This window comes from Pontivivens nitratireducens, assembly GCF_014235845.1.
GTDB classification, from domain to species: Bacteria; Pseudomonadota; Alphaproteobacteria; order Rhodobacterales; family Rhodobacteraceae; genus Pontivivens; species Pontivivens nitratireducens.
This window is the reverse complement of the sequence record NZ_JACJUQ010000009.1, coordinates 126,246-149,712: the sequence shown is the minus strand read 5'-3', so window position 1 is coordinate 149,712 and position 23,467 is coordinate 126,246. Positions and strand designations below refer to the sequence as shown.

The 23,467-nt window shown below is 62.0% G+C and carries 20 protein-coding genes; 15 read left to right on the top strand and 5 right to left on the bottom strand.

Annotation, left to right across the window (positions count from 1 at the left end; genetic code table 11):
- The 8 genes from H1S03_RS11590 to H1S03_RS11555 form a co-directional block, all read left to right on the top strand.
- Positions 1 to 334, top strand: a 334-nt coding sequence (locus H1S03_RS11590) for a TRAP transporter small permease subunit (protein ID WP_185804591.1), incomplete at its 5' end; no start/stop codon positions are given.
- Positions 327 to 1,385 carry a phosphotransferase family protein gene (locus H1S03_RS11585; protein ID WP_185804590.1) on the top strand — a complete coding sequence of 353 codons (1,059 nt, stop codon included), beginning with the start codon at positions 327 to 329 and terminating at the stop codon, positions 1,383 to 1,385. The genes H1S03_RS11590 and H1S03_RS11585, both read left to right, overlap by 8 nt.
- Entirely contained in the window at positions 1,382 to 1,885 is a 504-nt protein-coding gene (locus H1S03_RS11580; RefSeq protein ID WP_185804589.1) for a hypothetical protein, read from the top strand. The genes H1S03_RS11585 and H1S03_RS11580 overlap by 4 nt, the downstream gene beginning before the upstream one ends.
- Entirely contained in the window at positions 1,882 to 3,492 is a 1,611-nt protein-coding gene (locus H1S03_RS11575; protein ID WP_221892685.1) for an AMP-binding protein, read from the top strand. The genes H1S03_RS11580 and H1S03_RS11575 overlap by 4 nt, the downstream gene beginning before the upstream one ends.
- Before the next feature lie 9 nt (positions 3,493 to 3,501).
- A complete protein-coding gene (locus tag H1S03_RS11570) occupies positions 3,502 to 4,728 on the top strand; it encodes an acyl-CoA dehydrogenase family protein (RefSeq protein ID WP_185804588.1) in 1,227 nt (408 codons plus the stop codon).
- The gene (locus H1S03_RS11565; protein ID WP_185804587.1) at positions 4,725 to 5,732 is read left to right on the top strand and encodes a DUF7064 domain-containing protein; all 1,008 of its coding nucleotides are present in this window, start codon (positions 4,725 to 4,727) and stop codon (positions 5,730 to 5,732) included. Before H1S03_RS11570 ends, H1S03_RS11565 begins: the two co-directional genes overlap by 4 nt.
- Positions 5,733 to 5,811: 79 nt before the next feature.
- Positions 5,812 to 6,036: an AbrB/MazE/SpoVT family DNA-binding domain-containing protein gene (locus H1S03_RS11560; RefSeq protein WP_185804586.1), complete on the top strand. Its 225-nt coding sequence runs from the start codon at positions 5,812 to 5,814 to the stop codon at positions 6,034 to 6,036.
- On the top strand, positions 6,033 to 6,428 hold the full coding sequence (locus H1S03_RS11555; RefSeq protein ID WP_185804585.1) for a type II toxin-antitoxin system death-on-curing family toxin: 396 nt from the start codon (positions 6,033 to 6,035) through the stop codon (positions 6,426 to 6,428). Before H1S03_RS11560 ends, H1S03_RS11555 begins: the two co-directional genes overlap by 4 nt.
- A 137-nt stretch (positions 6,429 to 6,565) precedes the next feature.
- Here the strand turns inward: H1S03_RS11555 and H1S03_RS11550 are convergent, their stop codons facing one another.
- Together H1S03_RS11550 and H1S03_RS11545 are read right to left on the bottom strand one after the other, a co-directional pair.
- The gene (locus tag H1S03_RS11550; RefSeq protein WP_221892684.1) at positions 6,566 to 8,257 is read right to left on the bottom strand and encodes an alpha-amylase family glycosyl hydrolase; all 1,692 of its coding nucleotides are present in this window, start codon (positions 8,255 to 8,257) and stop codon (positions 6,566 to 6,568) included.
- The gene (locus tag H1S03_RS11545; RefSeq protein WP_185804583.1) at positions 8,254 to 9,879 is read right to left on the bottom strand and encodes an alpha-glucosidase; all 1,626 of its coding nucleotides are present in this window, start codon (positions 9,877 to 9,879) and stop codon (positions 8,254 to 8,256) included. Before H1S03_RS11545 ends, H1S03_RS11550 begins: the two co-directional genes overlap by 4 nt.
- A gap of 442 nt (positions 9,880 to 10,321) precedes the next feature.
- Between H1S03_RS11545 and H1S03_RS11540 the strand changes: the two genes are divergently transcribed.
- Both H1S03_RS11540 and H1S03_RS11535 read left to right on the top strand, forming a co-directional pair.
- Entirely contained in the window at positions 10,322 to 11,446 is a 1,125-nt protein-coding gene (locus tag H1S03_RS11540; protein ID WP_185804582.1) for an efflux RND transporter periplasmic adaptor subunit, read from the top strand.
- On the top strand, positions 11,443 to 14,526 hold the full coding sequence (locus H1S03_RS11535; RefSeq protein ID WP_185804581.1) for an efflux RND transporter permease subunit: 3,084 nt from the start codon (positions 11,443 to 11,445) through the stop codon (positions 14,524 to 14,526). The genes H1S03_RS11540 and H1S03_RS11535 overlap by 4 nt, the downstream gene beginning before the upstream one ends.
- An 83-nt stretch (positions 14,527 to 14,609) precedes the next feature.
- Here the strand turns inward: H1S03_RS11535 and H1S03_RS11530 are convergent, their stop codons facing one another.
- Entirely contained in the window at positions 14,610 to 14,783 is a 174-nt protein-coding gene (locus H1S03_RS11530) for a hypothetical protein (protein ID WP_185804580.1), read from the bottom strand.
- Between the two features lie 289 nt (positions 14,784 to 15,072).
- A complete protein-coding gene (locus H1S03_RS11525; RefSeq protein WP_185804579.1) occupies positions 15,073 to 16,290 on the bottom strand; it encodes a M20 family metallo-hydrolase in 1,218 nt (405 codons plus the stop codon).
- Between the two features lie 101 nt (positions 16,291 to 16,391).
- Here H1S03_RS11525 and H1S03_RS11520 point away from each other — a divergent pair, with 101 nt between their 5' ends.
- Positions 16,392 to 17,144, top strand: a complete 753-nt coding sequence (locus H1S03_RS11520) for a FadR/GntR family transcriptional regulator (RefSeq protein ID WP_249777892.1) — start codon at positions 16,392 to 16,394, stop codon at positions 17,142 to 17,144.
- Between the two features lie 10 nt (positions 17,145 to 17,154).
- On the opposite strand, the gene H1S03_RS11515 is transcribed toward H1S03_RS11520, so the two are convergent.
- On the bottom strand, positions 17,155 to 17,844 hold the full coding sequence (locus tag H1S03_RS11515; protein WP_185804577.1) for a DUF1028 domain-containing protein: 690 nt from the start codon (positions 17,842 to 17,844) through the stop codon (positions 17,155 to 17,157).
- Between the two features lie 96 nt (positions 17,845 to 17,940).
- Between H1S03_RS11515 and H1S03_RS11510 the strand changes: the two genes are divergently transcribed.
- Genes H1S03_RS11510 through H1S03_RS11495 form a run of 4 tightly spaced genes read left to right on the top strand, consistent with a single transcriptional unit; the run spans position 17,941 to position 23,365 of the window.
- On the top strand, positions 17,941 to 19,515 hold the full coding sequence (locus H1S03_RS11510; protein ID WP_185804576.1) for an ABC transporter substrate-binding protein: 1,575 nt from the start codon (positions 17,941 to 17,943) through the stop codon (positions 19,513 to 19,515).
- 54 nt (positions 19,516 to 19,569) lie between these two features.
- Positions 19,570 to 20,517 carry an ABC transporter permease gene (locus H1S03_RS11505; protein WP_185804575.1) on the top strand — a complete coding sequence of 316 codons (948 nt, stop codon included), beginning with the start codon at positions 19,570 to 19,572 and terminating at the stop codon, positions 20,515 to 20,517.
- A complete protein-coding gene (locus H1S03_RS11500; RefSeq protein ID WP_185804596.1) occupies positions 20,517 to 22,394 on the top strand; it encodes a dipeptide/oligopeptide/nickel ABC transporter permease/ATP-binding protein in 1,878 nt (625 codons plus the stop codon). The genes H1S03_RS11505 and H1S03_RS11500 overlap by 1 nt, the downstream gene beginning before the upstream one ends.
- Positions 22,391 to 23,365, top strand: coding sequence for an ABC transporter ATP-binding protein (locus tag H1S03_RS11495; RefSeq protein WP_185804574.1), 975 nt, complete (start codon positions 22,391 to 22,393; stop codon positions 23,363 to 23,365). The genes H1S03_RS11500 and H1S03_RS11495 overlap by 4 nt, the downstream gene beginning before the upstream one ends.
- Positions 23,366 to 23,467 lie beyond the last annotated feature (102 nt).

Here is a 23,467-nt window from a genome sequence, read left to right as displayed (position 1 = left end):
GGTGTTCTGGGCGTTGCCTGCCGCGCATCGCGATGCGCTGTTCCCCAAGCTGGAGCTTCTGGCAGAGAAGCTGCCGCTAAGGGGGGCCGCCGCGGTGGCGCTGCTGGTGCTGGTGGTCGAGGTGGCGATCTATTCCCTACTGGTGTGGTTCGTCGGCAAGTTCGTGCTCGATGCGATCGAGACGGGTCGCCAGATGCAGGTCGGCACCGGTTTCTGGCCCCTGTGGCCGGTCGTGATCTTCATTCTGCTCGCCTTCGTGCTGATGATCGTCGAGATGCTGCGGCTGATCTGGCGGGATGCGCGGCGGTTGGTAACGGGGCAGGCCGATGATTGAGACACCAGTCACCACTGCCCCGCGCGCCTTCGATCCGTTCGATACCGAGCGGGTAAGGGGTGAGCTGACCGCCTTTGTCACGCAACAGACCGGCAGGCCTGTCAGCATCGGGCGGCTCAACAGGTTCACGGTCGGATTTTCCTGGGTCACCTATGGCTTCACCGCCGAATGGGGCGGCGTCTCACGCGATCTGATCCTGCGGATCGGTCCCCCGAAAGGCATTTTCGGGCCGTACCGCGCGCGGCCCGAGTTCCTGACCCTTCAGGCCCTGAAGGCCGCTGGCCTGCCGGTGCCGGGGGTCTATTGGCATGATGACACGAGCCGGGTTTTCGGCGCGCCGTTCTTCATCTGTGACAAGGTGGCCGGCGAGGTGCCGATCCCCTGGACGCCCGATGGCGGCCCCGCATTTGATGAGGTGAAGCGCAAGAAGCTGGGGCATCAGTTCTTCGACATCCTGGGCGATCTGCACAATTTCGATTGGCGCGGCACCCAGGTGGCCGAACTGGATAACGGTGCCACGGCGCAGACCGCGACCCGCGTGCAGATAGATTACTGGGTCGATCGGATGCACGAATGGTCGGATCGCAGGATTCCCATGCTGGAATGGTCGGCCGGGTGGTTCCGCGACCATGCCCCGGTGGCGGAGCGGATCAGTGTGATCCACGGCGACTTTCGCATCGGCAACTTCCTTGAGGTCGATGGCGAGATTCAGGCCTTTCTCGATTGGGAAACGGTACATCTGGGCGATCCGCTGGAGGATCTGGGCTGGACCTGCCTGCGCGCGTGGCGGGGTGGCTCCAGTTACATGTGCCACCTGCTGACGCGTGAGGAACTGGTGGAGCGATATGTCGCCCGCACCGGCCTGAATGTGAACCCGCAGCGGCTGGCCTATTTCGAAGCTTTCGGGACGTTCAAGCTCGCCGTCATGCATCTGGGCGCGTTCCACTGTTTCGACAAGCGCGGATTCAACGACATGCGCATGGCCGGCATGGGGGCACAGATTCCGCGCCTCCTGTTGCAGGTCGAGCGGGCATTGGAGGCAGCGGCATGACACTTTCGGTCGAACGGATGATTGCCGGCATTGTCGAGACGCTGCGCGACGACGTGATCCCCCATGTGGGCGATGCCTATGGCCGGGGTCAGGCATTGGGGATCATTGATCTGCTCAACAATTTCGGTGCCCGGCTGGATTGGGATACGGGCCTGATCGCGCGGGAGGTTGACGCCAAGCGGCGCGCCCTGGTCGAGGCTGAGGCATTGGCCACGGGCTCCGACATTCCGCCAGATCCCGCGCAGTCAGACTCTACGCAGCCGACCTCCGCCCAAGATGTGATCACAAGCGCATTCCTGTTGGCACAGGCCGCCGATCTGGACCGGGCCATTTCCGAGAGGCTTCTGAAATGGATGGCAGAGGGGGGCGCCGATGCCGCCGTCGCCCGTTTGCGCCAGCATATGCACGATGAGCTGCGCGAAGAGATGAAAATGGTCCATCGCCCATCGTTTGCCGAGATCTCCACGGGCGGGACGAACGATAAGAGGGCGAGCGGATGAGCGCACATGTAGACCCGCGCATGCCTGCGCCGCAGGATTGTGTTCAGCGATACCTGCTGGAACGCCAGACCGCCGCGCAGCCCGACAAGATTTTCGCCGTCTGGCCCGACGGTGCGACGTGGACCTATGCCGAAACGCTGAAGATCACGATCCGTACCGCGCATGCGCTGGCCGATCTGGGGGTGAAGCAGGGGGACCGCGTGCTGGTCTGGATGCCGAATTGCTCCGAGGCGCTGCGGGTCTGGTTCGGGCTGAACTATCTCGGCGCGACGTTCGTTCCGATGAACACCGCGTATCGCGGAACGCTTCTGGCCCATGCCGCGGCCCTGTCCGAGGCGCGGCTTGCCATCGTCCATGCCGAGCTTGCGCCGCATCTGTCCGAGGTGACCCCCGGCCAGGTCGAGGAGGTCGTGGTGCTGATGGGGGATGCGTCTGAAATCGCCGGTCAGAAAGTGCACGTGGCCGCGGCGCTGGACAGCGACCGTACCGATCCGATCCCGCTGGCCGAACCTGTCATGCCGTGGCATTTGCAGTCGATCATCTTCACCTCCGGCACCACCGGCCCGTCCAAGGGCGTGCTGTCATCCTATTGCCATCTGTACAACATGGCGCTGGCCGCACCGTTTCTGAACGAAAGCGACCGATACATGGTCAATCTGCCGCTGTTCCATTCCGGCGGTGTCATGCCCGTGACCGCGATGCTGATCCATGGCGGCTCCATCGTGATGGTCGAGAGCTTCAAGACCGACCAGTTCTGGCCCGTCGTGCGTGATACCGGAATAACCACGTCGATCCTGCTGGGTGTGATGGGAAATTTCCTGCTCAAGCAACCGGAAAGCCCCGATGACCGCAACCATACTCTGCGCAGTTGCACCTATGTTCCGATGAACGAAAGCGCGGGGCAGTTTCATCAGCGGTTCGGAACCGACGTGCACACGCATTTCAACATGACCGAGATTTCGATGCCCATCGTGTCGCAGCCCAATCCGACCGCGACAGGCAGCGCGGGACGCCAGCGCGCCGGGGTTGAGGTGCGGATCGTCGATGAAAACGACTGTGAAGTGCCGGTGGGCGAGGTGGGCGAACTGATCGTGCGCACCGATTGCCCGTGGGAGCTGAACCATGGCTATGCCACCAACCCCGAAGCAACGGCGGAGGCATGGCGCAACGGCTGGTTCCACACGGGCGACGGGTTTCGAAAGGACGCGGAGGGAAACTTCTACTTCTGCGACCGGATGAAGGATGCGATCCGGCGACGCGGTGAGAACATTTCCTCATTCGAGGTGGAAAGCGACATTGCCGAACATCCCGCGATCCGCGAAGCCGCAGTCGTTGCCGTGAAAAGCGATGTGGCGGAGGACGAGGTGCTGGCCATCTTCGCCCTGCGCCCCGGCGCGACCCTCGACCCGGCGGACCTGATCGCGTTTCTGAAACCGCGCATGGCCCATTTCATGATCCCCCGCTACCTGCGCTTCGTCGATGAGCTGCCGCGCACGCCGACCGCCAAGATCCGCAAAGTCGAACTGCGCGAGGCAGGACTGACCGACGACACCTGGGATCGCGAAGCCGCCGGCATCCGCATCAAACGCGAAACCCACAGCACGTAAGGCCACACCATGTTTGACGCTATCGACCCCAAAACCGAAGATCTGAAAGGCAAGCTGACCGCCTTTATGGCCGCGCATGTCTATCCGAACGAAAAACAGCTTCTCGACGAGGGGCGGGCGGAGGGCCGGTGGACCCACACGCCGCTGATGCGCGATTTGCAGGCGAAGGCTCGGGCGCAGGGGCTTTGGAATCTGTTCTACAACCACGGGCCCGAGGGGCAGGGGCTGTCGAACTACCAGTACACGCATCTATGCGTGGTTCTGGGCCGGTCACTGGCCGCGCCCGAGATCTTCAACTGCAACGCGCCGGACGTGGGCAACATGGAGATCCTCGCGACCTACGGCACCGATGCGCAGAAGGCCCGCTGGTTGAAGCCTTTGCTGGCAGGCGACATCCGGTCCTGCTTTGCGATGACCGAACCGGCCGTCGCCTCCTCCGATGCGACGAATATCGAAACGCGGATCGAAAGGGACGGCGACGATTACATCGTCAGCGGGCGCAAATGGTGGACGACCGGCGCAATGGCCGAGGCCTGCAAAGTCGCCATCGTCATGGGCAAGAGCGATTCCGCCGCGCCGCGCCATCAACAGCAATCCATGATCCTGATCCCCATGGATGCACCGGGCGTCCGCGTGGAGCGTCCCCTGTCGGTCTACGGCTTTCAACATCCGCCGCTGGGTCACGCGGAAGTGGTTTTCGAGGGCGTGCGGGTTCCCGCCGGGAATGTCCTTCTGGGTGACGGGCGCGGGTTCGAGATCGCGCAGGGGCGGCTTGGGCCGGGGCGCATTCACCATTGCATGCGTTTCATCGGACTGGCCGAACGCGCCATCGAGGAGATGTGCGCGCGCGCGCAGGATCGCGCCGCCTTCGGCAGCCAGCTGGCAGCGATGGGTGGCGTGCGTCAGGTCATCGGCCAGTGCCGGACCGAGCTTGAAGCCGCCCGGTTGATGACCCTGAAAGCGGCCTGGGCGATGGACCGGCACGGCAACAAGGCCGCGCGTGATGAAATCGCGATGGCCAAGATCTTTGTGCCCACGGTCACCGGGCAGATCATCGACCGCGCCATTCAGATCCATGGCGGCGCAGGTTTGTCTGAGGATTTCTTCCTTGCCATGGCCTTTGCCGAAACCCGGTTTCTGCGGATTGGCGACGGCCCCGACGAAGTGCACCGTGAGGCCCTGGCCCGCGCGGAATTGAAACGCGCAACCGCGCGCACAGAGGAGCTTTCGACATGAAAGACGACGTTTTCCTGATGCGACCCGAAGACGAGTACATGCACGCGCCCGACGCCGTGTCGAGCTTCAACGAAAGCGTTTACATGAACGGTTTCGATTTCAAGCAGCGCGTCGGCGGCTGGATGCGTCTGGGAAACCGTGTGAACGAGGGGCGGGCCGAGCTTTCGGTCTGTCTGTACTTGCCGGACGGGCGCATTGCCTGCCAGTTCCAGCGCCCCGGCATTTCGCACAACGATGCCTTTGACGCCGGGGGGCTGTCCTATGATGTGGTTGAGCCGCTCAGCCAGACGCGAATGCAATATGACGGCGAGGTCATCATCGTCGAGAATCCCGACGATTTGCGTGAACCGCAGAAACTCTTCGCGCATGCTCCACGTCTGCCGGCCGAGGTCAGGTTCACGCATTCGGCCTCATCCCCCGTGCATGGCGGTGAGCCGCAGGACGATGTGACGCCGACCATGTATGGCCGCGATTTCTCACGCGGACATTTCAACCAGCATGGCAAGGTAGACGGCGTGATCCGCGTCGGTGACGAAAGCTGGCAGATCGACGGGCGCGGCTGGCGTGATCACAGCTGGGGGCCCCGTTACTGGCAGGCCATCCACTACTATCGTCTGTTCATCGGCAATTTCGAGAACGGCGACGGCTTCATGCTGTTGCGCATCACCGACAACAAGGGTGAGACCCGGCGCCTTGGCGTGATGCTGGTCGATGGCGACTACGAAGAGATTACCGATCTCAACATCCACACCGAATGGACCGATCAGCAGGATCCGGAACGGGCCACGCTGGGGGTCGCCACTGCCAGGCGACGGGCGGTCATTCAAAGCGAAATCCTGTCGCTCGCCCCGCTGCGAAACCGCCGCCCGGTTGAGGGGGAGGTCCTGGTTTCCCGCATTGCCGAGGGTTATTCGCGGTTCACCTGGGACGGGCGTGAAGGCTTCGGAATGACGGAATACATCGAGCGGATGATCGACGGAAAGCCGGTTGGCTATCCCCTGTAGTCCCGGTTCCTGGTGCTCCTGCGATCTTGACGAGAGACAGGCGTTTGCGTATATACATCTGTATATGTAGGGGCCTGCCATGATCGAAGCAAAGATTCGCAAAGTTGGAAATTCCGCTGTCGTGACCCTCAGCGCGGAGATGCTCGCCCTGCTCGATGCCAAGGAGGGCGATACCCTTTATGCCGTGCGCACGGATGATGGCGGGCTGAAACTGATGACGGAAAACCCGGAGCTGCAGGCCGCACTCGAAGCTGCCGAGATCGTGATGGATGAGAACCGCGATCTGCTTCAGGCGCTTGCATGAAGGCATGGGTCTGGGTGCCGCTGGCCGCCTTGCACGTTGTACATGATCGCCAGATCGCGCGGCACGGCGGGGCGCCGGGAACCCGCGATCAGGCCCTTCTCGAAATGGGATGCACACGGGCGATGAACCGGGCAGCCTATGATGACGCGGACGTGTTCGCGATCGCCGCCGCCTATGCCTACGGCATCGCAAAGGCGCATGCCTTCGTCGATGGCAACAAACGCACCGCTTTCGTTGCAGCCTTCACGTTCTTGCGGCTGAATGGCGTGGCTCTGCGACCCGATCCCGGAATGGGCGTTCGCATGATGGAGGGCCTGGCTGCGGATCACACCAGCGAAGAGGATTTCGCCGCCTGGCTGCGCGCGCTTCACTTCGGTCCTTCCGGGGGCTGACTGTATAGATTCAGTGAAACCTGCTGACCCGGTTTGCCGGAAGCTTCAACTACTCGAGTAGGATGAGGCCACAATGAGAAACAGATATTCCCTGCGCGGCCCGCTGGTGATCGACCGCCGCGCCGCGCTCACCCGGTTCAGCCCGCCGAGGTTGCGGCAAAGCTTAGTCCGGGCAGGTGAATGCCCTTCGCATCCTGCCGGGCGGTGGAGTGGGGAAACGCGATCAGTTTGCCGGGGCAGGGGTAGAAACGCTCTTCGAGGCTGAAATTCGCGAGGAAGGTGATCGCCCGGTTGTCGCCGCGCCGCTCTATTGCGATGATCGGCACGGTGTCGGCGTCGCAAACGACCTCGCCCCCCCAGCGCAGGAACGCGTGTTCCTTGCGCCATGCCATCAGCGCGCGAAAGAACGACAGGACGCTGTTTTCGTCATGCTCCTGCTTGTCCACGGCCAAGGGCAGATGCTCCTTCGGGATCGGCAGCCACGAGGACTTTCCATCGGTAAAGCCGCCCCTCTTGAGGTCGTGCCGCCACGGGAATGGGGTGCGCACGCCATCACGCCCCGCGAAATCGGGATAGAGGTTGATGCCCCACGGATCCTGAAGGTCCTCGAAATCCAGCTTCGGTTGCGGCAGGCCCAGTTCCTCCCCCTGAAACACGATGGCGCCGCCCCTCAGCGTGGCCTGAAGAAAGAGCAAAAGCTTGGCACCGGCGTCGCGCTGGCCCGCATCCTCGGCGAATTTGGTGAGGTTCGAGACCGCGCGTTCCGAATCGTGATTGGTCATCACGTTCAGCAGCCAGCCGGAATTGATGAACCTGGAGCGAACGCGCAGGGTCTCGACCCATCGCCGGATCGACTTGCCCTTATGGATCAGATCGAAATCGTAGACGGCGTGCAGGCGGTCCTGGCCGCCGGTGTATTTCACGGCCAGACGCGAGGTGTCCACGTCCGCCAGCTCCCCTATCAGGGCGAATTCCGGGTGACCGTCGGTCAACTCCTTGCGAAACCGTTCGATGATCGACATGCCGAACGGAAGGTCGCGGTCGAACAGATGTTCCTGCCGGGCGAAGGGATTGTTCGGACCGCCGCCCAAGGCCACATCGTCCGTCTGCGTGACGCGCGCGGGGTTGGAGCGCAGTGCCTCGTCCCAGCACAGGCATTGCACCGCATCCAGCCGGAACCCGTCGATCCCCAGATCGCGCCAATAGGCCATCGCGTCGATCACGGCCTGCAACGTCTCCTCGTTGCGCAGATTCAGCGCGGGCTGGCAGGTCAGGAACGGGTGGTAATAATACTGGCTCCGCCGGGGTTCCCACGTCCAGGCGGGCCCGCCAAACGAGGACAGCCAGTTGTTCGGCGGCGTTCCGTCGGCAGAGGCATCCGCCCAGACGTACCAGTCGGCGTGATCGTTGTCCTGCGAGGCCCGGCTGTCGCGGAACCATTTGTGTTCGTCCGACGTGTGGCAGGGGATGAAATCGGCCAGCACGCGCATTCCGCGATCATGCGCCCCCTCGATCAGTTCCAGCAAATCCTCGATCGTGCCGAACCGGGGGTCGATCGCGCGCAAGTCGCTGACATCGTACCCAAAATCCTTTTGCGGGGACAGATAGAACGGGGCCAGCCAGATCCCATCCACGCCCAGCCCTTGTATATAGTCGAGCTTCTCGATCACCCCTCGCAGGTCGCCGATCCCGTCGCCGTTGCTGTCGCGAAAGCTGCGCAAATAGACCTGATAGAAGACGGCACCGCGCCACCAGTCGCGCGCATCGAAGGTCGGTTGCCCGCCACGCAGGATCGCGTCCGCCAGCAGAATATCGCGCCCGCCGGTCATTCCGTCGCCCCGAACCACGCGCCGAAGGCCGGGATTTCCAGCATGCCGTTGCGGTGAATGGCCGTGAAGCCATGCCCGGTGATCGGCGTTCCGCAGAAATCCTCGGTACATTCGTGCACGACCTCGTCGTTCGACAGGTTGAGGATGCAGATGATCGACCGGCCCTCGCCGCTGCGCCGGATGCCCAGCAATGGTTCGGGCAGGTCGAGAAAGCTCATGCTTCCTTGCAGCAGCTCGGGCTGTTCGCGCCGCCATTTCAGGAACGTGCGCACCCGGTTGAGCGGTGAGCCGAGGGTCACCTGCTGCACGTCAACGGCGGAAATCTGATGCGGTTCGACCACCGGCAGCCATGGCTCCGCCTCGGAAAAGCCTGCATGGGGGGCGTCCCTGTTCCATGGCATCGGGGTGCGCGCGCCGTCGCGGCCCTTGTATGCCGGGAAGAATTCGCGGCCATAGGGATCGCGAATGCGGTCATAGGGCAGCTGTGCCTCGGGCAGGGACAATTCCGCCCCCTGATAGAGGCACGAGGCCCCGCGCAGCAACGTCATCGCCGCTGTCAGGATCGGCCCTGCCTCGGGGTTACGCTCCAACCCCAGACGGGTCAGGCTGCGGGTGAAGTCGTGATTGTCCAGCGCCCAGCACGGCCAGCCGTCGCCGTCGCCATATCCCAGTTCGCGGGCCGTATCGCGAAACAGCGCTGCGCTGACCTCCTCGGAGCCGAGCAGCCAATAGCCATAGGCGATGTGAAGGCGATGGCCGGCGGTGTAGCTTTTGTGCAGTTCCTCGCCGTCCTCTTGATTGAGCTCGCCCAGAAGGATCCTGTCATCATATGTGTCGCAAAGGGCGCGCAACCGTTCGAGAAATTCCAGATTTTCGGGTCGCCCGATATCGTATTTGTGCGCTTGCATGGAATAGGGGTTGAACATGAAATGCGCGCCCTCCGGCTGAACCGGATTGGGGGGGTTGTCGCGCAGTTCGCTGTCGTGAAAGTAGAAGGCGCACACGTCCAGCCGGAACCCGTCCACCCCCAGATCCAGCCAGAACCGGCAGGTGTCCAGCACGGCCTGCTGCACCTGCTCGCAATGATAGTTGAGGTCGGGTTGCTGGCGCAGGAAGTTGTGCAGGTAGTATTGCCCGCGACGCGGTTCCCACTGCCACGACGGACCGCCAAAGACCGACAGCCAGTTGTTCGGCGGGCCGCCTGTCTGCGTCGGATCAGCCCAGACATACCAGTTGGCCTTGGGGTTGTCGCGGTCCTGACGGCTTTCGAGGAACCAGGCGTGCTGGTCGGAGGTGTGCGACAGCACCTGATCCATCAGCACCTTCAGCCCGCGCTGATGCGCGGCGTCCAGCAATTGCCGGAAATCGTCGAGTGTTCCGAACAGCGGATCGACCGCCAGATAATCCGATACGTCATAGCCGAAATCGAGCATCGGGGACGCGACGAACGGCGATATCCAGATCGCGTCCACGCCCAGATCGGCGATGTAGTCCAGCTTGCGCGTGATGCCGCGCAGGTCGCCTGTCCCGCTGCCGGTCGTATCCAGATAGCTGCGGGGATAAATCTGGTAGATGACAGCGCCTTTCCACCAGTCGGGTTTCCTGTTGCTATGATCGGTCATGAATACCTCCATCTCAGCTAGAACAACGCGCAGGATCGGGAAGTTCCGATCCGCATGGCCCGAAGTGATGGCATTCTACCCGAGGATGGCGGAATACGCAGAAAGAACAGCGCGCTGGCGCCATCGCAATATCCAGTATCAGCCGACGTGCGGGGCAGGGCGTTGATCCGCGTCAGCCGCGTTCGGCAATTAAATTGTCCTTTGGTGAGAATAATCCAAATCGGCGCGACGGAATGGGTTTGGGTGATCGTATAAGAAAAAGCGTGAACACCTTTGGGGGCCAGGACCATTCAATCTCTGAGTTGATGGGCCCTGAGTTGATGAACCCTAAGCTGATGAAAGCTGGCCTGGCGTCCCCACTCTCGGCGCGATGGTGTTTGACTGAGCAAAGATTACGATAACCTGTCCGGATGGACAGCGCCCCTGAGGAGCCGAGAAGCCAGTGCAAAAATCATTCTTCGCCATCTTATCCCTCATCATCATTGCGGGCGCCTATGGCATCGCTTTCGGTGTTCCCGAGCAGGTCAGCCGGTTCTGGGGGGCAAGCACGACTGAAACGGCCAGTGCCCCGCAACCCGCACGAACCGGGCGGCAGGGGCAGGGGCGCGCGACGACGGTGGTTCTGACCCCGCTGGAGGCCCGGGCCTACACCCTCGTTCTGCGAACCGTCGGCAGTGCTGTCTCACTTCACCGCACCGAAGTTACCGCGACGGATGCGGGCGAGGTGGTCGAGACTGCGTTGCATGCCAATCAGATGGTGGAAAAGGGTGATGTCCTGTTGCGTCTGGATGATCGCACGCAACGGCTGGCGCTGGAGATCGCACAGGCCAACCGGGATCAGGCGCAGGCCACCGTCACCCGCTATGAGGGGCTGCGCAGCAATGGCAGCTCGATCGTGACGGACGTGGCATTTGCCGACGCGCGCGTTGCCTTGCGTCTGGCCGAAGCCAATGTCGGACTGGCCGAGGTCGCGCTGGATGACCGAACGATCACCGCCCCGATTTCGGGCCAACTGGGGCTGAGCGATGTCAGCGTCGGGGATCGTGTGTCGAGCGGGGATGCCATCGTCACGATCGACGACAGCACCAGCCTGCTCGCCACATTCGAGGTGCCCGAACGCTCCATCGGTCTGTTGAGCGAAGGCAAGCGGGTTTTCGTCTCCACACCGACTTATGCGGGCAGGATTTTCGAGGGTGAGATCACCGCCTTTGACAGCCGGCTCGACAGCGTGACGCGCAGCGCCACCGTAGAGGCGGAGATCGACAACCCCGGCGGATTGTTGCTGGCCGGCATGACCTTTGCCATCCGCATGACCGAAGACACCGATGCCTTGCCCGTCGTGCCTGCAACGGCAATCACCTGGGATCGCACCGGCGCGGGGGTCTGGATCGTCGAGGAAGGCCGCGTCCGCCGCGTGGCCGTTACCATCCGCTACCGCGAGGGGGATCAGGTCTGGGTCGAGTCAGATGACCCTCTGGGCGCGCAGATCGTGGCCGAGGGGGCATCGAAGCTGCGTGAGGGCGCGCAGGTCACTGATGCCAACGCACGCAGGGGATCGGACGCATGAGTCTGGAAAAACGCGCGCACAAGGCCGGGTTCGCCGATATCTTCGTTGCGCGGCCGATTTTCGGGATCGTGCTGAACCTGCTGATCATCATCGCCGGGCTGGCGGCGCTCGGCAGTGTGGACATCCGCGAAATGCCCGATGTGGACCGGCCCGTCCTCTCCGTCAGGACCAACTATGACGGCGCGGTGGCAAGCACGGTGGACACCGAAGTCACCCAGGTGCTCGAAGATGCGCTGAGCGCGCTTGAGGGGATGGCCTATATCGAGTCCACCTCCAGCGCGGGGTCCAGCCGGATTACCATCGACCTGTCCGACGGCACGGATGTCAACGTCGCCGCCAACGAGGCGCGGGAGATCGTGTCGGGCACCCTGCGGTCCCTGCCGGATGATATCGACGATCCCAGCGTCAGCAAGAGTGACAGCAACGCCGATGCGATCATTCGCCTTGCCCTGCTGGGGGATGCCAGCCTCGACACGCTGACCTATCTGGCTGAAAACACGGTATATGAACGCCTCTCGCTGATCGATGGCATTGCGGAGGTGACGGTGCGCGGCGACCGTGCCGATGAATTCAGGGTGGCGGTGAACATGCCCTCGTTGATGAGCCGCGGTCTGACCATCTTTGACGTTTCCGCCGCGCTGGCGCAGTTGCGCGATGACACGGCCCTTGGCGAGCTTACGAGTGAATCCCAGACGCTGTCACTGCGGGTGGGCAACGAGGCCGTCGCGGTGGAGACCATAAACCAGCTGCCGATCAACGACACGACCCGCGTCGCGGATGTCGCCTTTGTCCAGCTGATCCCCGAGGATGCGAACGTTCTCACCCGCGTGAACGGGGAAACCGCCATCGGTCTGGATATTACCCGGCAATCGGTTGGAAACACGCTGGAAATCTCCCGCGAGGTGGCTGTCGCGGTGGATGAATTGCGCGAACAATTGCCCGAAGGCGTGCAACTGCTGGTCACCTCGAACGACGGTATCTTTATCGAGGGGTCGATCAACGAAGTCGTCAAATCCATCCTCATGGCCACCGGCATCGTGGTCGCCGTGATCTTTCTGTTCCTGCGCTCCCCGCGCGCGACGTTGATCCCGGCGGTCACGATCCCGGTGGCGCTGATCGGTACGCTGGCCGCGATCTGGTTGACTGGTTTTTCCGTCAACACGATCAGCCTGCTCGCGCTGGTTCTGGCGACGGGCATGGTGGTGGATGACGCCATCGTCGTGGTTGAAAACATCGTGCGCAAGCGCAAGTCGGGCATGGGGGCCTTTGCCGCCGCTGCATCGGGCACCAACGAGGTTTTCTTTGCCGTCATTTCCACCACGGCAACGCTGGCTGCGGTGTTCATACCGATTTCGTTCCTGCCCGGTCAGGCGGGGGGTGTCTTTTCGGAATTCGGCTTCGTGCTCGCCTTCGCGGTGACGCTGTCGTCGATCACGGCGCTGACCCTCGCACCGGTCCTGTCAGCCCTTCTGGACCCCGGAAAGACGCAGGCCGAGGCGGGGCAAACGGAACCCGGGCCCATGTCCCGCGCCTTTGACCGCGTGATGGATTTCGCTATTCGCACGCCCCTGCTGGTCGTGTCGGTCGCCATCGGTTTCGCCATCATCGCCATGGGGGCCGCGATGACGCTGCCCTCGACCGTCACGCCCGAAGAGGACCGGGGTTTCTTTCTGGTGCAGGCGCGCGGGGCCTCGGACACGACGGTCGATTACCTCGACACGCAGGTGCTGTTGGTCGAGGATATTCTGGCGCCGTATCAGGAGAGCGGCCAGATCGAGACGGTGCAGAGCATCATCGGCGTCGGCGGCGGAACCAGTGCCTTTATTGTCGTCCGTCTGCCGGACTGGTCGGCGCGCGATGTGACCCAGCAGGAGTTGATCGCCCAGATCAGCGGTCGTCTCGCCTCGGTCCCCGGGGTGCAGGTCAGCGCGCGATCCACCAACAGCCTCAACATTCGGGGCGCGGGCGGCGGGTTGAGCTTCGCGGTGACGGGCACGAACCTCGCCAACATGACCGAAGCCGCAGATGCCCTTGCGGCGGCGATGTCGCAGGACGCTACATTTCTGAACCCGCAACTGTCCAACAACAGCGTCAATGCGCAGTTGGAAGTGACCGTCGATGACAGCGCCGCCGGCGATATGGGGCTGAACAGTTCGGATGTTACCGCCCTGATCCGCGCCATGGTGCAAGGGGATGTCGCTGTCAGCGTCTTTGCCGATGATGTGGAAACAGACGTTAACGTCCTGCCCGGCGGGCCGCCGATCGACGATCCGTCCGATATCGCATCCATGTCCATCCGCCTCGACAATGGCGCGTATATCCCGCTATCTGCCGTCGCTTCGCTGGATATGGTGGTCAGCGACGCGCAGATCCAACGTCTGGGCGGGGCGCTGTCCGTCGCGTTGCAGGCAAATCTGGGGGAGGGGGTGGACCTGTCGAGCGCGATGGCCCGCGTGCTTGCCATTTCCGACGAGGTTCTGCCCGATGGCATGGGCATTACCTTCACCGGAGAGGCCGCGACGCTCGACGATTCCCAGGGCGACATCTACATGGTTTTCGGCGTGGCGCTGATCGTCGTGCTTCTGGTGCTCTCGGCGCAGTTTGAGAGTTTTGCCAGCGCGGTTGTCATCATGATGACGGTGCCCTTCGGCCTTGCCGCGGCGCTGCTGGCGATCTCCATGACCGGCGGTTCGCTGAACTATTACAGTCAGATCGGCCTTGTGATGCTGATCGGGGTCATGGCGAAGAACGGCATCCTGATCGTCGAGTTTGCAAATCAGCTGCGTGCGGCGGGTGAGGATATCGACACCGCCATCCGAAGCGCGCTGCGCCTGCGGATCCGCCCGGTGATGATGACGATGATCTCAACGGTCTTCGGGGGGCTGCCCCTGATCCTGACCTCGGGCGCGGGGGCGGAAGCGCGCATCGCCGTGGGCTGGGTGATCGTGGGCGGTCTGGGTTTTGCCACGGTGTTTACCCTGTTCCTGACGCCGGTCTTCTATCGCTGGATCGCCGTCTGGGACGCCGCGCCCGGCGGGGCCGCGCGCAGGCTGAAGTCAGAGGCAGAGGCGCGCGTGTAGGGCCGGGGCCTTGTACGACGGGGATCGCAGGGGAATATCTGTTTTGGCGCACGCCTGCGAAGGGACGCGCGCCGGACTGGCCGTCAGTGTGTGAGGCCGCTGCCGCCGAGTGCAATCACGTTATACGGAATGCCTTCGACTGCGATGTTCATCGGGACCTTTTGTTCTGCAAGGACGCCCTCCGGAACCGCGCTTTCTTCGAGAAAGGAAGGGGGCGTTGCCACGCGCACAGCGAACGCTCGAACATCGTCAAGCATGGAACGTCGAACCGCTAGACCATGCCATCGTGGCAGGTTTTTGCGAATGTCCTTACCCTACCTGTCAGCGATTGGAGCCGCTGGAACATGGTTCCCCTTTTTCTGTACTGGTGTGGTTGAGCGAACCCGGCATACGTTGCAAATGTTCTTGTCGCCCGCAGAAAATGCTACCGAAGAGCCCTGATCGCGGTATGCATATGTTCTCTATGTCGAACTTTACTGTGCGTTTCACATTGCCGAAGGCTGAAACGTAGAGAGTGGTGGCAATGTGGTCATGCCAGGTGGGCTCTTATGATGCCAATGACCTCAAAAACTCCGCGATCGCGTCCACTGCGGCCCCCATATCCGCAGCGCTGGCATATTCATCGGGGTGATGGCTGAGGCCGTTCTTGCAACGGACAAATAGCATTGCGATGGGACAAAGATCCGACATTGCCGAAGCGTCGTGGGTGGCCCCCGAAGGAAGCGCGACGGCTGGATATTTGCTGTCTGCAATCGCTTTGGCCAAGGTATTCGTCAGCACAGGATCACAGGCGACGGCAGGCTGCAGATAGGTGCGGTCCATATCGAAAGTCAGCCCCGATGCTGCGGCGATGTCATTGCCCATGGAGTGCATCCGGTCGGCGAAGCTGGCGCGGGCCGCGTCATCGACCGACCGGATTTCGAGCGGGAATTCAGCGATATCGGGGATCGCATTGACGGCATTTGGCGCAACTTTGATCGTCCCGACCGTGGCACGGATGGCGTTGGTTCTGCTGGCGTGGTCCGACACCGCGGTGATAAACCGTGATGCCGCAACAAGGGCATCGCGCCGGTCGGCCATGGGCACCGTTCCGGCGTGGCCGGTTGTGCCGGTAAAGCGCAAAGCATTGCGTTCAATTCCGCAGATGCCCGTGACGACCCCCAAAGGCACCGATTTGCGCTCCAGAACCGGACCTTGTTCGATATGTGCCTCAAGGTAGCCAAGAATCCTGGTTGGATCACGACGCAGAGCGGGGATGTGCGCGGGATCGCCCCCAAACGCGGCAAGGGCCGCCCCCAGGGTTATGCCGTCGCGATCTGCCCGCACAAGGTCGCGAGTATTCAAGGTTCCGGCGAGAGCGCGCGGCCCGAGAAGCGCTGTCGGAAAGCGCACGCCTTCTTCATCGGCAAATGCGAAAACTTCGACTGCGAAAGGCAGGCTCACACCGTCATTGCGGAGCTTTTCCAGCGCGAGGCACCCCAACACGATACCCATGATCCCGTCATATCGCCCGCCGTTGGGCACCGAATCCTGATGCGAGCCGATCAGGAATGTCTTGCCCTCCCCGGGTCCGCCACGGCGGGCGATCAGGGTTCCGGCAGCGTCCATTTCCGCTTGCAGTCCTGCCGCTGCCGTCCAGCTGAGAATATGTTCCAGCGCGGCGCGGTGTTCTGGCGTGAAAGGCAGGCGGGTCACGCCATCGCCGCGCAACGAACAGCCTGCGATTGCGGTCAGGCGGCTTTGGGCGATGTCACCATAGTTCATCGGGATACCAATTTATCATTATCAATTTACGGCTACACAACGCGCCATGCCTCGTCTAGAAAATTATCATGAGAAGAAACGCGCTTCCGACTGATCCCAAGATGACCGACGCACCGCGCGCGCAGAAACGCTCGCGGCCCGTGCAGGTCGCGGATCAGATCAAACGCTGGGTGGTTGAGCGTGACCTGCGCAAAGGCGACAAGCTGCCGAACGAGGCGGCGATGATCGCGCAATTTGGCGTGTCCAAAGGCACCGTGCGTGAGGCGATGCGCATCCTTGAGGCGCAGGGGCTGATCGTCACCAAGACAGGGCCGGGTGGTGGCAGCTCTGTGGGCGAGGTCAGCAAGGATCGCGCCATGTCGCTGCTTGGGAATTACTTCTATTTCAAGGATCTGTCCCTGTCCGACATTTATCAAATACGCAAAGTGCTTGAACCGGAGCTGGTCGCCACCCTGGCGGGCAAACTGGACGACGAAACGCTGGACGAATTGCGCGAGATGGCGCACCGGCATCCCGAACCGGCCCGCACACCCGAAGAAGAAAAACAGCAGCACATCACCTCACTGGCGTTTCATGCGCGGATTGCCGATGCGGCGGACAACGAATTGCTGGATTTCGTCATTTCCTTCATGGCGCGAATACTGGCCGACCTGACCGTCTATCGGCGCCTTTATGCCGCCCCCAACAGGGCGCTTTGGGAACGGGGCCGGCGCCACCAGATTGATCTGGTGGAGGCTCTTGCGCGTGGGGATGGGCAGAGCGCGCGCGACATCATGCGCTCGCACATGCAAGAGGCGGAAACGATGATGAACGCGCAGGAAATGAAGATCACGCGTGAGTTTATGGCGGAATGACCGGGTGCGCTCAGCCCTGCGACGCGGACGCGGCTGACCGATCCGGCGCGCGATCGCGGTCTGTCAGAACCGGCACCTTGTCCAGCCAGTGAACATAGGGGGGCTGGCTGACCCGCTGCGCAAGGGCGGCAAGGTCGTTCAAAGGTGTGGCGCTGTGGTCAATGCGCAGATCAAGTGGTGGCGCATCGGGCGATAACACCAGCAGGGCCGCTGATTGCAGCCCGCGCACATCGCTGCCCGCAATCTGCGCTGCGTGCAAGGCGGCAAGCAGGCGCATTTGCGGGGATCCATCGCTGGCACGAAACCCGTCTGCGAGGGCCGTCAGCACATCGCGCGACTTTATCATGTTGCCTGCCACGATCAGGGTCGGCGTTGCGATGACATCTGCAAATGGCATGCTTTGCGCCCCTGTGAATCCCGCCGTGCCGCCGGATTTGTCAAGCACGGCAAGCTGGCGATGATCGCGCCCTGTGTCATTGCCGGTCAGCCCGGAAACCACGTTTTCCGCCGTGTCGCCCGCGTGCAATCTGCGGATCGCATCGTCGCGCCAGAACGTGCTGGGGGCGGTGCCTTGCGATGCGCAGAGGCCCGATTCGATGTCCCCGCCCAGAACCCAGCCACCGACACAGAGGCTGCCAGTGGCAGCTGCCCCCGCATAAACGCCTGTTTTTGCGTCAAATGTCAGAATGGAAAACGTCATGAGAGCACCCCTAGCACATTTATCTTGAATTTATCATGAGAATTTGACCCAATACAATCAATCATGATAAATATGTTGCAACAGAGAGGATCTGCCATGACATTCCTGACCCTTCCGCGCCATGCGCTGCTTGCGGCCACGGCGGCGACCGCATTGGCACTTGCTGCGGGCACGGGATCGGCGCAAACGCCTGATGACGTGCTGATCGTTGGCCAGATCGCGGAACCCCAGGCGCTCGATCCCGCTGCGGTCACTGCCGTGAACGACTTCCGCATCCTGATGAACATGTATGACGGGTTGGTGCGCTATAAGGATGGCACGCTTGAAGTCGAGCCTGCACTGGCGAGCGAGTGGAGCATTTCCGAAGACGGCACCGTTTATACCTTTACCCTGCGCGAAGGCGTGACGTTCCATGATGGCAGCGCTTTCGACGCAGAAGCGGTCAAGTTCAACTTCGACCGGATGCTGGACGAAGAGCACCCCTATCACGATACCGGCCCGTTCCCGCTGGCGTTCTTCTTTTCCGCCGTGCAGGACGTGGCGGTGATCGACGCGCAAACGGTGCAGTTCACGTTGAACGCACCCTATGCACCGTTCCTGACCAACCTTGCCTACCCCACGGGGCTGATCGTATCGCCTGCCGCGGTGAGGGAACATGGCGCTGATTTCGGGCGCAACCCGTCGGGCACCGGCGCGTTCACCTTTGATGAATGGCGCAGCAACGAAGCGGTGGTCGTGCAGGCCAACCCCGATTACTGGGACGGCGCGCCCGAATTGCAGACGGTGGTGTTCCGCCCGATCACCGACGCCAACACCCGTACCGCGGAAATGCTGGCCGGTGGCATTGACCTGATGGTCGAAGTGCCGCCCGTCGCCCTGAGCGAATTTCAGGGTGATGCGTTTTCCGTGCACGAACAGGCCGGTCCGCATGTCTGGTTCCTGATCCTGAATGCCAAGGAAGGCCCCTTTGCCGATGTGCGTGTGCGTCAGGCGGCAAACTATGCTGTCAACAAGCAGGCAATCGTCGATGACGTGCTGGAAGGTACTGCCGAAGTGGCCGCTGGCCCGATACCGCCTGCCTTTGCCTGGGCCTACAATGAAGAGCTGGCACCGTACCCGTATGACCCTGATCGTGCCCGTGAGCTGATCGCCGAGGCCGGAGCCGAGGGTTCCGAGCTGACATTCTATGTGACTGAAGGCGGGTCAGGCATGCTTGATCCTGTTGCGATGGGCACAGCCATTCAGGCTGACCTCCAGGCAGTGGGCTTTGATGTCACGATCGAAACCTATGAATGGAATACGTTCCTTGGCAACGTGAACCCCGGTCTTGAGGGCAAGGCGGACATGGCGGAAATGGCTTGGATGACAAACGATCCCGACACCTTGCCTTTCCTCGCGCTGCGCACCGAGGCGTGGCCTGATCAGGGCGGATTCAATTCGGGCTATTATTCCAACCCCGAAGTGGACGCCCTGCTGGAAGCGGCCCGTGTGGAGACCGATCAGGACGAACGCGCGCGCCTGTATCGCGAAATGCAGGTGATCGTGCACGAAGACGCGCCTTGGGTGTTTGTGGCCAACTGGAAGCAGAACGCCGTGACAAGTGACCGCGTCGAAGACTTTTCGCTGCAACCATCGTTCTTCCTGTTGCTGGACGATGTGACCAAGAACTGATGAAACGCTGCGCAGCCCCGATGGTGGGGCCGCGCAAACACGTGGGGCGGGCGCATGACCGGATACATCCTCAAGCGGCTCGTCTCGGCTATTCCTGTGCTGCTCGGGATCAGCGTGATTGTCTTTCTGATCATGGCGCTGATCCCCGGCGATCCGGCGACGGCGATCCTGGGATCCTATGCCACCCCCGAAAACGTCGAAAAGCTGAACCGCGATCTGGGCCTGGATCAGGGGCTGGTCGCGCGGTATTTCATCTGGTTGGGCAATATGTTGCAGGGTGATTTCGGGCGGAGCTTCGCGCTGAACCGTCCTGTGATCGACGAGGTGCTGGACCGTTTCGGCGCGACGCTGATCCTTGCGGGCACATCGTTCGTGCTGTGTTCGATCCTTGGGATTGCCGCCGGTGTCGTCTCGGCCGCGCGGCAATATGGGTTCGCGGACAAGGCGATCACCTTTGTTGTGCTGTTGGGTATTTCCATCCCGTCATTTTTCCTCGGGATGATGATGATCCTGATTTTCGCCGTAAAACTGCGGTGGTTTCCGGTCTCTGGCATGTGGCCGATTTACGGGGATCGCAACTTTCTGGTGCTGCTCGATCACCTGGCGATGCCGGCCCTTGCGCTGGCGGTCGTGGCGACGGGGGTGGTCGCGCGATTGGCGCGCTCGGCCATGCTTGAAGTGCTGCGACAGGATTTTATCCGCACGGCCCGCGCCAAGGGCGTGCGCGAACGTCGTGTGATCTGGCGTCACGCCCTACGCGCGGCAATGGTCTCGATCATTCCGGTGCTGGGTATTCAGGCGGGTTTCGTGCTGTCGGGTGCCGTCTATATCGAAATGGTGTTCCAGTGGCCCGGAGTCGGGCGGATGCTGGTCGATGCAATCCTGAAACGCGACATTCTGCTGGTTCAGGGTGGGGTGGTGTTCATCGCCGCGTGCTATGTGATGTTCAACATCCTTGTGGACGTGGCTCAGGCCCTGCTTGATCCGAGGATCAAGACATGATGGCATTCTTCAAATTGCTGGCGCGCAACCGACTGGCGCTACTCGGTCTGATCGTAATCGGCATCGTGGTGTTGCTTGCGGTGATTACACCGCTGCTGCCGCTGGCCGATCCTGACGTGACGGACACCCCGAACCGGTTCAAACCGCCCTTCAGCAGCGGGGCCATTCTGGGGACGGACCATTTGGGCCGTGACTTGCTGAGCCGCCTCATGTGGGGCACACGCCTTAGCCTGGCGATGGGTTTTGCTGCGGCGGTGATCGCTGCCGCGCTGGGGTCGGCTATCGGGATTATCGCCGGCTATTTCGGCGGGCGCACCGATAACCTCATCATGCGCGGTGTCGATATGTTGATGGCCTTTCCCTATATCCTGCTGGCGCTGGCGATTGTCGCCGCCCTCGGGCCGGGTCTGATGAATGCGCTGATCGCGGTGGCGGCGGTGAACGTTCCGTTCTTTGCGCGCAACATTCGCGGGATCACGGTCGGGATCGCTCATAAGGAATTCGTCGATGCGGCCCGCCTTGCAGGGATGCGCGACCGTCAGATCATCGTCAGCGAAGTCTTGCCGAATGTGGCGCCCGTGATCGTCATCGCGATGTCCACAACCGTGGGCTGGATGATCCTTGAAACCGCTGGCCTGTCGTTTCTGGGCCTCGGCTCGCAACCGCCGCAGGCCGATCTGGGGTCGATGCTGGGCGAGGCGCGCGCGGCGCTGATCACCAACCCACATACCTCGGTTGTGCCCGGCGCGATGATCCTGATCATCGTCATGGGGATCAATCTGTTGGGCGACGGGATCCGCGACGCGCTTGATCCGCGTTTGAAATCCGGCGCGCTAAGCCGCCCGATGGCCGCCACACAAGTTGATCGCAAAGACCCGGTTCCGGCCGCGACGAACAGCCTTCTGGATATCGCCGCGCTGCGCACCGAATTTCGCGTGCGGGGCCGCGTTTACAAGGCGGTTGGCGGTGTCGATCTGCATGTGGAAAAGGGTGAGTGCCTTGGCATCATTGGTGAAAGCGGGTCGGGAAAATCCGCCACCGCGCTGAGTGTGATGGGGCTTGTCGCATCGCCCCCCGGCGTGATCACCCACGGGGCCGTGCATTTCGATGGCGCAGATCTGATCGGCGCGCCCTATAAAATCCTGCGCAGTCTGCGCGGGCGGCGGGTGGCCTATATCTTTCAGGACCCGCTGGCCACATTGCATCCGCTTTATCGTGTCGGTGACCAGTTGATCGAAGCGATCCAGGCGCATGAACAAGTATCGAAACCTGCGGCCCGTGCCCGCGCCATCGACCTGCTGAAATCCGTGCGTATCCCGAATGCCGAAAACCGCATCGACAGTTTCCCCTATGAGATGTCGGGCGGGATGCGCCAGCGCGTCGGCATCGCCATGGCGCTGGCCAATGGCCCTGATGTGATCATCGCCGATGAACCCACCACCGCGCTTGATGTGACTGTACAGGCGCAAATCCTGTCGGTCCTCAGCGATCTGCGCCGTGACCGGGGGCTGGCGATCATCTTTATCACCCATGATTTCGGCGTGGTCGGGCAGCTATGTGACCGTGTCGCGGTCATGTATGCGGGACGCATCGTCGAGGAAGGGCCGACCGATGCCGTTCTGAGCGCGCCGCAACATCCCTATACCAGCCGTCTGATTGATTGCGTGCCCACGCTGGGCGGCGGGCAGCGCAAACTGGCGGCCATTCCCGGCCGGCCGCCGATGGTCGACAGATTGCCCGAAGGGTGTGCGTTTGCTGACCGTTGCGACAAGGCACGGGATGCCTGCCGGGCTGGTGATATCGCCCTGGTTGCTACGGATGCAGGGCGCAAGACCCGCTGTCTTTTCCCCGAAAACATGGAAAGGGCGCGCGCATGAGCATTGCTTTGAAACTGACCGGATTGTCGAAATCCTTTCCCGTCGGCAAGCGCCTGTTCGGCGCGCCCAGGGGATTGGTGCGCGCGGTGCAGCCCATCGACCTGACCGTTCAAACTGGCGAAACCCTTGGCATTGTCGGCGAAAGCGGGTGCGGGAAATCGACCCTTGCGAAAATGCTGGTAGGGTTGCTCGCCCCCAGCACTGGCCAAATCGAGATCGAGGGGAAGACACTGGATAACGCCGATCCGGCCATTTTCGGCAAGCGCATCCAGTATGTATTCCAGGATCCGATCAGCAGTCTGAATCCGCGCAAGACGATCCGTCAGATCATGGAGGTGCCACTGCGTAAATTGCACCACATGGACAAGGCGACCCGCGCCGCCCGCATCCGCGAGATTTTCGACGCCGTGAACCTGCGCGAGGAATTCCTCAACCGCTATCCGCATGAGTTTTCCGGCGGACAGGCGCAACGCATAGGGATCGCCCGTGCCCTGGCCGCACAGGCGCGCATCCTGATCCTTGATGAACCGGTTTCAGCGCTGGATGTGTCGGTGCAGGCGCAAGTCTTGAACTTGTTGGCCGATCTCAAGGACGAGTTTGGCCTGACCTATCTGTTTATCAGTCACGATCTGGCCGTGGTCGAAGCGGTCAGCGACCGCATCGCGGTTTTGTATTTCGGGGCGGTTGTCGAAGTCGGATCAGCACGCGAAATCTTCGCCAATCCGCGCCATCCCTATACCGCCCTGCTGGCGCAAAGCGCGCCCGAAGTCGGTCGCCCCATCGCCGCACCTGAAAATGCACAAACCGAACTGCCCGACCCGCTGTCCCCCCCCGCTGGCTGCGCCTTTCATGAACGATGCAGCTTCGCAACGGCTCAGTGCCGTGCCGAAAGGCCAGTATTGGTCGCTGATGGGCCGGACCGCGAATTCGCCTGCTTCAATCCGTTGGTGTCAGATAGCGAGGTCGCCTGACACATAAGATCGGGTCTTATCATAAAACCAGGTTTGGACGGCTCAAAGCCCTATGCCAGCTTTGCCGCCCATGAAGCCGAAGGTCTCGGACAATACAACCGG

Coding starts and splice junctions, on each gene's coding strand:
- H1S03_RS11585 (WP_185804590.1), top strand. CDS start 327: ATGATTGAGACACCAGTCACCACTGCCCCGCGCGCCTTCGATCCGTTC.
- H1S03_RS11580 (WP_185804589.1), top strand. CDS start 1,382: ATGACACTTTCGGTCGAACGGATGATTGCCGGCATTGTCGAGACGCTG.
- H1S03_RS11575 (WP_221892685.1), top strand. CDS start 1,882: ATGAGCGCACATGTAGACCCGCGCATGCCTGCGCCGCAGGATTGTGTT.
- H1S03_RS11570 (WP_185804588.1), top strand. CDS start 3,502: ATGTTTGACGCTATCGACCCCAAAACCGAAGATCTGAAAGGCAAGCTG.
- H1S03_RS11565 (WP_185804587.1), top strand. CDS start 4,725: ATGAAAGACGACGTTTTCCTGATGCGACCCGAAGACGAGTACATGCAC.
- H1S03_RS11560 (WP_185804586.1), top strand. CDS start 5,812: ATGATCGAAGCAAAGATTCGCAAAGTTGGAAATTCCGCTGTCGTGACC.
- H1S03_RS11555 (WP_185804585.1), top strand. CDS start 6,033: ATGAAGGCATGGGTCTGGGTGCCGCTGGCCGCCTTGCACGTTGTACAT.
- H1S03_RS11550 (WP_221892684.1), bottom strand. CDS start 8,257: ATGACCGGCGGGCGCGATATTCTGCTGGCGGACGCGATCCTGCGTGGC.
- H1S03_RS11545 (WP_185804583.1), bottom strand. CDS start 9,879: ATGACCGATCATAGCAACAGGAAACCCGACTGGTGGAAAGGCGCTGTC.
- H1S03_RS11535 (WP_185804581.1), top strand. CDS start 11,443: ATGAGTCTGGAAAAACGCGCGCACAAGGCCGGGTTCGCCGATATCTTC.
- H1S03_RS11530 (WP_185804580.1), bottom strand. CDS start 14,783: ATGCTTGACGATGTTCGAGCGTTCGCTGTGCGCGTGGCAACGCCCCCT.
- H1S03_RS11525 (WP_185804579.1), bottom strand. CDS start 16,290: ATGAACTATGGTGACATCGCCCAAAGCCGCCTGACCGCAATCGCAGGC.
- H1S03_RS11520 (WP_249777892.1), top strand. CDS start 16,392: ATGACCGACGCACCGCGCGCGCAGAAACGCTCGCGGCCCGTGCAGGTC.
- H1S03_RS11515 (WP_185804577.1), bottom strand. CDS start 17,844: ATGACGTTTTCCATTCTGACATTTGACGCAAAAACAGGCGTTTATGCG.
- H1S03_RS11510 (WP_185804576.1), top strand. CDS start 17,941: ATGACATTCCTGACCCTTCCGCGCCATGCGCTGCTTGCGGCCACGGCG.
- H1S03_RS11505 (WP_185804575.1), top strand. CDS start 19,570: ATGACCGGATACATCCTCAAGCGGCTCGTCTCGGCTATTCCTGTGCTG.
- H1S03_RS11500 (WP_185804596.1), top strand. CDS start 20,517: ATGGCATTCTTCAAATTGCTGGCGCGCAACCGACTGGCGCTACTCGGT.
- H1S03_RS11495 (WP_185804574.1), top strand. CDS start 22,391: ATGAGCATTGCTTTGAAACTGACCGGATTGTCGAAATCCTTTCCCGTC.